The 10,940-nt window shown below is 39.4% G+C and carries 10 protein-coding genes; 4 read left to right on the top strand and 6 right to left on the bottom strand.

What is annotated here, in order from left to right:
- Positions 1-186 precede the first annotated feature (186 nt).
- The 3 genes from MLE14_RS14985 to MLE14_RS14975 all read right to left on the bottom strand — a co-directional run bounded on the left by MLE14_RS14985 (position 187) and on the right by MLE14_RS14975 (position 4,649).
- Positions 187-1,782 carry a catalase gene (locus MLE14_RS14985; protein ID WP_243299225.1) on the bottom strand — a complete coding sequence of 532 codons (1,596 nt, stop codon included), beginning with the start codon at positions 1,780-1,782 and terminating at the stop codon, positions 187-189.
- A gap of 343 nt (positions 1,783-2,125) precedes the next feature.
- Positions 2,126-3,097: a nuclease-related domain-containing protein gene (locus MLE14_RS14980; protein WP_243299224.1), complete on the bottom strand. Its 972-nt coding sequence runs from the start codon at positions 3,095-3,097 to the stop codon at positions 2,126-2,128.
- A gap of 325 nt (positions 3,098-3,422) precedes the next feature.
- The gene (locus MLE14_RS14975) at positions 3,423-4,649 is read right to left on the bottom strand and encodes an aminopeptidase (protein ID WP_243299223.1); all 1,227 of its coding nucleotides are present in this window, start codon (positions 4,647-4,649) and stop codon (positions 3,423-3,425) included.
- Between the two features lie 192 nt (positions 4,650-4,841).
- On the opposite strand from MLE14_RS14975, the gene MLE14_RS14970 reads away from it, so the two are divergent.
- The 3 genes from MLE14_RS14970 (at position 4,842) to MLE14_RS14960 (ending at position 8,417) form a co-directional block, all read left to right on the top strand.
- Positions 4,842-5,993 (top strand): acyl-CoA dehydrogenase family protein, encoded by a 1,152-nt coding sequence (locus MLE14_RS14970; RefSeq protein WP_243299222.1) that lies wholly within the window; start codon positions 4,842-4,844, stop codon positions 5,991-5,993.
- 616 nt (positions 5,994-6,609) lie between these two features.
- Entirely contained in the window at positions 6,610-7,512 is a 903-nt protein-coding gene (locus tag MLE14_RS14965; protein ID WP_243299221.1) for an ABC transporter permease subunit, read from the top strand.
- Positions 7,509-8,417 (top strand): ABC transporter permease subunit, encoded by a 909-nt coding sequence (locus tag MLE14_RS14960; protein ID WP_243299220.1) that lies wholly within the window; start codon positions 7,509-7,511, stop codon positions 8,415-8,417. Before MLE14_RS14965 ends, MLE14_RS14960 begins: the two co-directional genes overlap by 4 nt.
- A gap of 385 nt (positions 8,418-8,802) precedes the next feature.
- On the opposite strand, the gene MLE14_RS14955 is transcribed toward MLE14_RS14960, so the two are convergent.
- From MLE14_RS14955 to queF, 3 genes are all read right to left on the bottom strand, one after another.
- Positions 8,803-8,964 (bottom strand): hypothetical protein, encoded by a 162-nt coding sequence (locus tag MLE14_RS14955; protein ID WP_243299219.1) that lies wholly within the window; start codon positions 8,962-8,964, stop codon positions 8,803-8,805.
- Between the two features lie 114 nt (positions 8,965-9,078).
- Positions 9,079-9,726, bottom strand: a complete 648-nt coding sequence (locus MLE14_RS14950) for a queuosine precursor transporter (RefSeq protein ID WP_243299218.1) — start codon at positions 9,724-9,726, stop codon at positions 9,079-9,081.
- A complete protein-coding gene (queF, locus tag MLE14_RS14945; RefSeq protein WP_243299217.1) occupies positions 9,719-10,126 on the bottom strand; it encodes a preQ(1) synthase in 408 nt (135 codons plus the stop codon). Before queF ends, MLE14_RS14950 begins: the two co-directional genes overlap by 8 nt.
- 254 nt (positions 10,127-10,380) lie before the next feature.
- Between queF and MLE14_RS14940 the strand changes: the two genes are divergently transcribed.
- Complete coding sequence (locus tag MLE14_RS14940) at positions 10,381-10,767, top strand: DnaJ family domain-containing protein (RefSeq protein WP_243299216.1); 387 nt, start codon at positions 10,381-10,383, stop codon at positions 10,765-10,767.
- Positions 10,768-10,940 lie beyond the last annotated feature (173 nt).

The raw sequence follows: 10,940 nt of genomic DNA, 5'->3' as shown, positions 1-10,940 counted from the left end.
ACGGAGTTCGGATCTCTTTTCAATTTCCCCATTGAAAACACTCCTTTAGCTTTATACTTATTATTCTATCAAATAAAAAACTGTGTGAGTAAGGAACCGTACGTATTCCTTACTTACACAGTTTATATTACACTCCCGAATAAGGAAACAAAGAAGAGTGTTCGCGCTGAACACTCTTCTTTTTCATTAATATGGATCTGCTTCATGTCCTTTTTCAACTGCTTCCTGTGGTGCATTCTCTCCGCCTTTGACGCCTAACGTGTGAATGCCAGAACCGCCTTCTTTCGCAGCCTTTTCAAGTCCTTCCCGCAAACGACGGCCGTATTCCTCATCAGCTTCCTCAGCAAGAGCAATCATTTTATCCTGAATGCGCTTATCGCATTTGGATAGGTCTGTAACTAAATTGTTAATTAATTCGTCCTTTTCCCACTGTTCAAATTCACGATAGGTTTGTCCTGCTTGCTTCGTATTATCGTTGCGGTCAATGGATTGACGAACCAGATTACCCTCTACCCAAGGCGTATACTCAACCCCGGTCTGTTCTGCTTCTTTCAAACCGCCTAAAATCGATGGCTCATAATTAATATGAAGGTTTTGGCCAGGAGCTTTGTCCTTATAGTACCTCATTTGTCCGCCTTCTTGATTTGTGGCCACTCGTTTTTTAGCTGCGTTGATTGGAAGCTGCAGATAGTTAGCACCTACACGATAACGTTGTGTATCTGAATATGAAAACGTGCGTCCCTGCAGCATTTTATCATCAGAGAAATCGAGACCGTCGACAAGGACACCTGTTCCGAAAGCAGATAATTCGACTTCATTAAAGTAGTTTTCAGGATTTTTATTTAATACCATTCTTCCAACTGCACGCCAAGGGAATTGGTCCTTTGGCCAAAGCTTTGTATCATCTAGAGGATCGAAATCTAGCTCAGGGTGCGGTCCGTCCTCCATAATTTGAACGAACAATTCCCATTCAGGATAGTCTCCGCGTTCAATCGCTTCATACAAGTCCTGCGTTGCATGATTAAAGTTTTTCGCCTGAATTTCTTCAGCCTCTTTTACAGTCAGGTTTTTAATACCCTGTTTTGGCTCCCAGTGATATTTGACTAGAACTGCTTTTCCTTCTTTATTCACCCATTTGTATGTATTCACGCCAGAACCTTGCATCATGCGGTAATTGGCTGGAATTCCCCAAGGTGAGTATACCAATGTAACCATATGGAAGCTCTCAGGCGAGCTCGCGCAGAAGTCGAAGAATCGTTCGGGGTTTTGATAGTTCGTAACCGGATCTGGTCGGAAGGCATGAATCATGTCAGGAAATTTCATGGCATCCCGAATAAAGAAAATTTTTAAATTGTTCCCTACTAAGTCCCAGTTTCCGTCTTCTGTATAAAACTTAACAGCGAAACCACGCGGGTCGCGAACAGTTTCGGGAGAATGGAGGCCGTGAACAACGGTTGAAAATCGAACAAAGACGGGTGTTCTTTTTCCTTTTTCCTGGAATAATTTCGCACGGGTGTATTTGGAGATTGGTTCATCTCCGCACATACCATAGGCTTCAAAATAACCGTGTGCTCCGGCACCGCGTGCGTGAACAATCCGCTCAGGCACTTTTTCTCTGTCAAAATGGCTGATTTTTTCAATAAAATCATAGTTTTCCAATGTCGCTGGACCCCGGTTGCCTACGGTCCGGATGTTTTGGTTATTAGTAATCGGGTGTCCTTGCCTATTTGTCAAAGTGTCATCATGTTCAATATTGTTTGGCTGGTTTTGGTCATTGATCATCCTTTGCCCTCCTCAAGCTAAAATTAATTATTTTGGTGTTTTCTACCACCCATACTTTGCCCATGTGATGGGATAAATATTCTGGTTTGGGGGTGGATTTTCAGATAGAGAAGAGGGCGACAATGATTGATGTATTTGTGAAGTTTCATAACTAATTTGTCATTATCAACGGAAGTTTGTAAGATATCAACAGATTTACGGATATATCAATCAATTTTTGCAGGTTACCAACGAATTAAAGATTTTATCAACAAATATTAGTCGTTTATCAACAAATTAGAACTTTATCAACAAATATAGTTCACTTATCAAGGATGTTTGGCAGATACAAACAGATTGCCTGTTAATCAACTACTTTATCTTTCCCAATAAAGTACTTTCTTGATTTATTTGATCCTGTAAAAGATAATCCCATTGACATTAATAAGTGATGAGCTGTGCTCGCAGATGATATTTTAAGGAAGTCCCTGCATTCTCTATTCGTTATAGACGGCTTAATTAATAATAAATAATCCAGTATCGCCTGCTTATGGGCATTACGGGAAGCAGCCTTACAATGTGGGCAGGCCCATTTCTGCTGCACTCTTTTCATTTCGAATTTTTCGCACTTTGGACATTGAATGCCTTTTATAATGTCAGAGGATGAGTATTGATACGTTTTTTGCGGATCGATTGCAAGGGGGTTATGGCTATTTAAAATTTGGGTGGTTAATTGTTTGAAAGCCTTATGACTAAGAAGATCAGTTTGATAATTGCTTGATATCTCTTGTACTTTTTCTTCAAGTGCATGGGCATGAAGAATATGATTTCTATATACTGGTCCGGATTTTGGGTCAATATAAGTACGCGGATTTCCAATCACGACCAAATGTTCTATAGGAATGTTATGATGTGAACCTATCCATTTTACAAACTGCCGGCTTTGCCTTTTTACTTGTTCGAGAGGGTCTTGTATGACTTGTTCATCACCATCGTCATTGGTCCAAATTAATTGTTTATAAACTTCGTCAAAGTATAGTTTACCGCTGATGTTTTTTACTTCGATAAGAAGAATGAACTTTCTGGAGATAAGTAATGTATCAATTTGAAAGGGCCTGTTATCGCAGATTAAGCGGAGACCGTGAAAAATGTGGAATTGATTTGGTGGCAAAAACTCAAGGTAATAGTCAATTTTATTTTCACCTGCAAGACCTTTTTTCCTTTTATTATACTCTTCTCTTAGTTTTGGAAGCATCCTATGGTTAGGGGAGAGCCTTCTAAATAAAGCCTCAATGATTAAAATTTGAATTGGAATGGATCGTGTTAAAGAAATCAAAAGCATCACTCCTTATTAATTTTTTATTTATTTCAATAAGGTGGGGTGAAAATCCTTTATTTATTGTAACGAAATGATTAATTTTAAAGTCATTTTTACTTTATCAACGGCTTTTGATTGTTTATCAACAAGTATCAGGTTTTATCAACAAATGAGAATCGTTAATCAACAAATATCAAAATTTATCAACGAAATCTGGTCGTTTATCAACAATTTTGAGATTTATCAACGACTTTTAGCGATTTATCAACACCAATCCTCTGTTTATCAACAAATATCCGGAATTTATCAATAAAAAACGAACCCTGATCAGGGTTCGTCTATATTAAAATGCCCAGTTTCCATTCCGGAAGATTGGTTCAACGGATCCATCTTCTTTAATGCCGTCAATATCCATGTCGGCCGAACCAATCATGAAGTCGACGTGCGTCATGCTTGAGTTAACCCCGTGTTTCTCGAGTTCTTCTTCACTCATTTTTTTACCGCCTTCCACACAGAAGGCATATCCGTTGCCAATTGCTAAGTGATTCGATGCATTCTCGTCAAACAGCGTATTATAGAAGAGCAAACCGGATTGTGAAATAGGAGAATTATGAGGAACAAGTGCGACTTCTCCTAAGTAGTGAGAGCCTTCATCTGTTTCCACAAGTTTTTTCAAAATAGCCTCGCCTTGCTCCGCTTTTACGTCAACAATTCTTCCGTTCTCGAAAGTTAATGTAAAATTATCGATAAGATTGCCGCCATAGCTTAGAGGTTTAGTACTTGATACGGTTCCGTTTACTCCGTCTCTTAAAGGTACAGTAAAGACCTCCTCAGTCGGCATGTTAGCCATGAAGGATACGCCATTTGGGTCTTCGCTTCCTGCACCGACCCATTGATGCTTGTCATGCAGCTCAATCACTAAATCGGTTCCCTTTGCTTTATAGTGCAGCTTTTTAAAGCGCTTGCGATTTAAATGTTCAACTTTTTCATGAAGCGTTTCGTCATGCTTTTTCCAGGCTGCCACAGGATCTTCCTGATCAACGCGAACGGCTTTAAAGATAGCATCCCAAAGCTTTTCGACGCTGTTGCTGTCATTCGGGAATACTTTATCGGCCCACGCCTTCGAAGGAACGGCAATAACGGTCCATGCCACTTTGTCTGATTGTGTGTATTGACGATATTTTCTTAATGCTTGACCGGCCGCCTTTTGGAAATTAGCGATTCTTTCTGAATCGACACCTTTTAATAAATCAGGACTTGAAGAAACAATCGCCATAAAAGCAGCACCATTTTCAGCTAATTCTTCTCTTTCTTTGGCTCTCCATATTGGATACTCTGTAAAAGCTTCATCTGGTGCCATTTGATATTTGATGCGGGTCAGTTCATCATCAGACCAGTCGACCATTACGTGTTTAGCCCCAGCTTCATATGCCTTTTTCGCGACTTCCCGTACAAATTCAACCGCGTCAAATGTGGCGGTTACAACTAATGTTTGGCCTTTTTGGACGTTGACACCAACTTTGACAGCCAGTTCAGCATATTTTTCTAATTGCTGTTGGAATGTTGACATATAATCTCTCCTTTACAGTCGTTTATTTTGTTATGTATATAGTGAATCTTCCTTATTTTATCAGATATCAAATTGGAATTAAATGAAAGTTATGAATATATTTTTACCCTGAAAATAGATTGGTTTACTTACCTTTCCTATTCTTTTTATATACAATAAACGTATGACAATTTTTGAGACGGATGTGTTTTTATGAATTCAATATTTATCCGAAATAAAACGGAACAGCACTGGGTCGAAAAGGCTAGACAATTAGCGGAAGAATTTAAAGTAACGTCGACTGAACACGATTGCAACGCCACTTTTCCATTTGATCATTTTGCAAGATTAAAGGAGGAAGGCTTTACGAAGTTAACCGTTAAGGCAGAGTATGGCGGTTCTGGCTTCACATTATATCCCTTCTTATTAGTTCAGGAGGAACTTGCAAAAGGGGATGGAGCCACTGCTCTTTGTCTGGGCTGGCATAATGGACTTTTCCTGCAGCTTAAAGAAACAGAAAAATGGGAATCAGCGATATTTGAACGGTTATCTAAAGAGGCTGCTCAAAAGGGATTTCTTCTGAATAGTGCAGCGACAGAGCCAAAGACCGGAAGCCCGGCTCGGGGCGGAAGGCCTGAAACGGAGGCTAAACGGACGAAGGACGGCTGGATCATTACAGGAAGAAAAACGTTCACTTCGTTAGCCCCTGCACTGGATTATTTTATTGTGACCGCTTGGATTCAAGAGAAAAATGCAATTGGTGAATTCCTCATTCCAAAGGAAGCTAAAGGCCTTGTGATTAAAGAAACCTGGAATACACTCGGAATGCGAAGTACGAGAAGTGATGATTTAATCTTAAATCAGGTTTTAGTTAGTAACGAAGCTTTTGTCAGTCTGAAAGGAATGGGGAAAAATGTGCCGCAAGCCTGGCTCCTGCATATTCCGGCTGTATATTTAGGGATAGCTCAAGCAGCTAGGGATTATGCGGTTCAGTTTGCGACGGAATATCAGCCGAATAGTTTGCCTCATCCAATAAGTGAGGTTCCTGAAGTGAGAAGAAAGGTCGCACTAATGGATCTTCAGTTAATGAACGCCCGCCATTTTCTGTATCATGTAGCATCCTTATGGGATTCACAAGAAGAGGTCCGGTTAGAGCTCGGTCCTGCCCTAATGGCGGTAAAAACCGCAGTGACCAATGCAGCGATAGAGGTGGTCGATTTAGCGATGAGAGTAGTTGGGGGCCACAGTTTATCGAAGAACGCTCCTTTAGAAAAATATTATCGGGATGTAAGAGCGGGACTTCATAATCCGCCTAGTGATGATATTACTTATAAAGTTCTGGGGGATCAGGCATTTAATAACTAAGCCAACTTTCGCACTAAGTGCATAAGTTTAATCGTTGACTGGGTCCAAGCTTAATTCGTGAGATTGTTTTTGCGGTTTAGAGGAAATGCACAATAATGGGACTGGGTACCAGAGTAATAACGGGCCCTGGTTCCGTTATTTGTGTTGAAACGGGCATTTTTCAAAGGGTATCGGTCTCTGGTTCCGCTAATTGCCCTAAACCGAGCAATTTTTGGATGATTTTCGGCAAATAGCGGAACGTAAATCCGCTTCGGTCCGGAAATCAGTGGTTTATTGCGAAATAGCGGAACGTAATACCGCTAAGAAATGTAAAAAGCAAATGGAACGAACATTGGAGTAGCGATCCCAGGTCTCCTGCCGGTGTCACTCTGCGAAAGTTGACAGTTCACCAAATTTCCATAAACAAAAAACTCGCTATCGAGCGAGTTTTTTTATGCCATTTTGCATCGGGAATAGCCAATTCTGCCTAAAGATTTTCCAAATTCCTACAATAAATAACTTTCCTGGATAATGCATCCATGTTATGATGTAAAAATAGTGTCGAAATATTCAAATTGGGGGGATTCATCTGAGACTTACACCGATTCTTCTAAAACAATTGTTAATTTGGGTGATCATGACACTAGTCCTAATCATTCTTTTAACAATTCCTAGAACAGTAGAATACGAGGCAGGTAGAGGGGGTATGTTTTTAGATGCTAATCCGACCTATTCCTTTGAACTTCATAAGGAACAGTTCCTCTCTTTTTTTGCTTCCTTTATAAACGGTGACCTTCAGGAGATTCAAGTCTATGAAAATCCGATTATTAAACATGTATCAGATTCAGTGCTGAAAAGTCTCATTATCGTAGTTCCTGCTATAGTAATTGGCTTTTTAGGCGGGATTATAAAAGGAGCTTTTGATTTTAAATACCGGAAAAGCAAATTAAACATATTCGGGAAGCCATTGACCTGGCTTTCCATCTCATTGCCGGATTTGTTTTTTATCGTGATGATTCAATTCTTTCTTATTTTCTTATACAAGGAAAGAATTCTGGATGAAGTTCATTTAACGGGTGATGAATACATACAAAACTATGTATATTGCATTATTTTTCTGGCAATCTATCCATTTTTCTATACAGCGAGGACAACCTTTATATCACTTGAAAGTGAAATGGGATTTGACTATATTCGCACGGCGAAGGCAAAGGGAACGCGAACCAATAAAATTATTATGACCCATGTTTTAAAAAATGCGCTGCCCGTTATTTTAAGTCATTTCGATACAGTTGTTCTTTACGTTTTATCGAATCTATTTATTGTAGAGCTATTAACCGGGTTTCGGGGAGCTGCTTACTTTTTCTACAAGTCTGTCAGTCCGCCTTTTACATTTACTGTTGGCCAGCAATTTGCGATTGATTATCTGCAGGCATTACTTTATACAATCTTCTTTACGTTGATCATATTTATTGCGAGGGCGATTGCCGCTATTAGTTCAGCCTCCATTACACCAGATGGGAGAGGGGAGACTGTATGAGAAACTATCATCTTCTTGTAGGAGGAACTCTGCTTTCTCTTATAATGTTGCTTGCTTTTTTTGCTCCTTACCTTCCATTTGTGGATGCTGAATTGACAGAGCAAGTAATGTATAAGGATGAGGAGGGAGTCATCCATGTTCCTCCTTACCCTCCTTCTGCAGAATTTCCGCTTGGTTCGGATTGGGCTGGAGTCGATTTTCTAAGCATGCTCTTAATGGGAGCAAAAGAAACCTTATTTATGGTATTTGCAATCCTGATTTTAAGGTATATCATTGCGGTTCCGCTAGGGATTGGTGCTTATTATTCAAAGGTGCTTCGGTTTATTTTAAACTGTTTTTATCAGTTTTCGATGAGCATGCCTCCCGTTTTTTTAGTTTCGATATTTATCGGTTTTCCGATTATACTTTTTTCGGATGTAAGGCCGATCTGGATGGTTACTATTATTGCTCTTATTGATGTCGGGAGAATTGCAAAGCTGTTCTATCAGTCTTTAGTGGAAATTGGGAAAAAATCATTCGTAGAAAGCGGAATTGTTTCAGGCTGCACAAAACCTAGGCTGTTTTTTAAATATTTTTGGCCATTTTTACAGCCTCACCTATTCACCAACCTTACCTTTGATGCTGGCAGAATTCTCTTCCTTCTAGCACAATTTGGGGTGATGGGAATTTTTATTCAGCATACCTATGAGTCACAGCTGGGGGGCTATTACCAGCTCATGAGTGACTCAATCGCATGGCCGATGTATTTTTATGAATTGCTTGCCAAGATCCGTGTGTATGAATGGATTCCATTATCGGCAGTCGGGGCGATTTCGATTACGATGATTGCGATTTATTTAACAGGTGAGGGACTGCAGCGCTACTTTCATCAGAAATATAACCGCAATGGCAGTGTGGACTTATAAAGTATAAAAAAGGATTGGGGAATTTGTGGTCTTCAATCCTTTTATGTTTCTAACTCAATTTTCGCAAATCGCAGGCAAATATGTGGCGGATTTACTAATGGATATGGGTTCCGTTATTTTTGACAAAATCGCAGAATTTCAAAGTTTGGCGGACATCAGTTCTGTTATTTGATGAAATGCCGGCTATTTTTTAATGATTTTAGTCAAATAAGGATCGTATGTCCGTACAGATAATCATCATGACAAATCCAATTGAGCCTGTTACGAGTCATACTTCCCGAATGTGATCAAAAATTCAAGGCTGCAAATGTATGATTTGGGGTATATGGCGGGAATGCAGAAAAGGAAGTATTCATTGGGAGCGAACTCCCAATGAAGTGAAAGCCTAAACTTCCTCGTCTTCAACCCGGTTTTTAAATGCTTCCTGAACAACCAACAATTCTTCATCTTCTTGGGCTTCCGTATTATGTTTTTCGACTAGGCTATTTTTAGGAAATTGACCTGGATGTCCTTTTTTCTTATGGTCAAATGCTTTGCCTCTTCCCACGATCAACACCCCTTTCACCACATAGAATACCCAAGCTTCTTGCATTCATCCCTACAAATAAAACCCCCAATCATCAATCTGACCGATTCATGAATGGGGGTAAACAATAAGCATTTATGATGAGACCGTTGTCGATTTAGCTTGTGTTTTATTTCTTCTTGTAAAGAGATAAAATAAAGGCGTATCCAATAAAGCTAATACACACTTAATTGCAAATTGAGACCAAATCATCGCCCAAAGGCTTGGGACTTGGCCAGCAAAGGCAATCGTAATAAATATCGCTGTATCAATAAATTGAGATGAAATCGTACTCACATTATTTCGAATCCATTTGTGCTTACCATTGAATTTATTTTTAAGGAAAGAAAACAAATGTACGTCTATATTTTGTGATACCAGATAGGCAATCAGGCTAGCCATCATATTGCGAAGGTTTGGTCCAAGCAGCACTTCGTATGCTTCCTGTGCAGACTGCGCGAACGGAGCTGCCGGTAAGACCATCCCTATTAGAATCATCACACTAGCAAATAGCTGGGCAATAAAACCATAAAAGACGGTTCTCTGTGCCTGTTCTTTTCCGTAACGCTCATGAATGATATCCGTTAATAGAAAAGTAAAAGCATAGGTGACAACAGCAGCTGGAATCACAAAGGTTTCTCCAAGGGAAACGACCTTTGTCGCCGTTACATTGGCCACTACTAATGATGTCGCAAATAAGACTGAGTAAAGCGTAAGAAGCTGATCTTTTGGCTGATTAATCATTGTTTTTCTCTCTAATGGCTGTTGTTTTTAGTTCGATTCCGCCACGAGGAGATTGGTAAATCGTCACTTCTACACGCTTTGGATCAATCGCATAGACGATATCATCAGCAATACGGGCTGCTAATGTTTCACAAAATGCACCTTCATCACGGTAAGACCACAAATAAAATTTTAGTGATTTAGACTCAATACACTTTTTATCGGGTGTATAAGAGATTTCAACCTGACCAAAATCTGGCTGGCCGGTTTTCGGACAAACGGCTGTAAATTCTAATGCTCTAAAGGTTATATTACTTACATTCGGACTATCGAAGGCTTCTTCTTTTAAAGCCTCTCTCCCTTCCTCGACACTCTTTGGTCTTGGCATCGGTCCGGATTGCGGAATCCAAGAGTTTTTCATAATAAAAATGGCCTCCTTAGTTTTGATAAAGCAGGATATCGCGAACTGCTTTTGGGAACAATATATTTCTTTCCCGACAAATTATTGTAACACAAATTAAAAAAATAGCACTCCTTTAATGTAAGAAGGTAAAAATTTCGTATTTGAAGAAGGAATGTAAATATTTCACAGAAAATTCAGAAACAGTTTAAACATTCAGTATTTCTATTGGTACAATAAAAGTGGAAGGCAAAAACCATTGGGGTGATCTCGTAATGGATCTTTTTGATTTAATCACGGAAGACCTTATTAAGAAAGCTTATAAAGAAGGCGAATTTGATCAGCTGCCAGGAAAGGGGAAGCCTCTTCCAAAGGATGATTTAGAGCATATCCCGCCAGATTTAAGGATGGCTTATCGTTTAATGAAAAATGCTGGTTTTTCTGTTGAAGAAAATCAGCTCAAAGCAGAAGTGATGACCATTGAAGATTTAATAAAAAACAGCCAAGATGATGAAGAACGAAAAAAGCATAAGGAGAAATTAAACGAAAAGCTTCTGCGCTGGAATCAAATGCAGGCGAAAAGAGGGATGAAAACAAACAGCGCTCTCTTTAAAAATTATGAAAGCAAAATTGAAAGCAAGCTCTTTTCAAAAAAAGAATGATAAGAAACAGTAGGCTGAAGAGGCAACTTTAAACTAAAGTTTGCCTCTTTAATTTTGTCCAAAGCTATTAAGAAAGAAGGGGGAGGAGTCGATATAAAGAGTAGAGAATTTTTTCTCACTCATTGCTGTAAATGCATGTAATGAAAAAAAATCTAAGAAATACAGAGGATGGG

Source organism: Bacillus litorisediminis (assembly GCF_022808645.1).
In the GTDB taxonomy this organism is placed as follows: Bacteria; Bacillota; Bacilli; order Bacillales; family JC228; genus Bacillus_BF; species Bacillus_BF litorisediminis.
This window is presented reverse-complemented; position numbering and strand designations above follow the sequence as displayed.

Bases quoted from the DNA above. Each gene is read 5' to 3' on its own strand.
- MLE14_RS14970 (WP_243299222.1), top strand. From the start codon at position 4,842: ATGAATTCAATATTTATCCGAAATAAAACGGAACAGCACTGGGTCGAA.
- MLE14_RS14960 (WP_243299220.1), top strand. From the start codon at position 7,509: ATGAGAAACTATCATCTTCTTGTAGGAGGAACTCTGCTTTCTCTTATA.
- MLE14_RS14985 (WP_243299225.1), bottom strand. From the start codon at position 1,782: ATGATCAATGACCAAAACCAGCCAAACAATATTGAACATGATGACACT.
- MLE14_RS14965 (WP_243299221.1), top strand. From the start codon at position 6,610: ATGACACTAGTCCTAATCATTCTTTTAACAATTCCTAGAACAGTAGAA.
- MLE14_RS14950 (WP_243299218.1), bottom strand. From the start codon at position 9,726: ATGATTAATCAGCCAAAAGATCAGCTTCTTACGCTTTACTCAGTCTTA.
- queF (WP_243299217.1), bottom strand. From the start codon at position 10,126: ATGAAAAACTCTTGGATTCCGCAATCCGGACCGATGCCAAGACCAAAG.
- MLE14_RS14940 (WP_243299216.1), top strand. From the start codon at position 10,381: ATGGATCTTTTTGATTTAATCACGGAAGACCTTATTAAGAAAGCTTAT.
- MLE14_RS14975 (WP_243299223.1), bottom strand. From the start codon at position 4,649: ATGTCAACATTCCAACAGCAATTAGAAAAATATGCTGAACTGGCTGTC.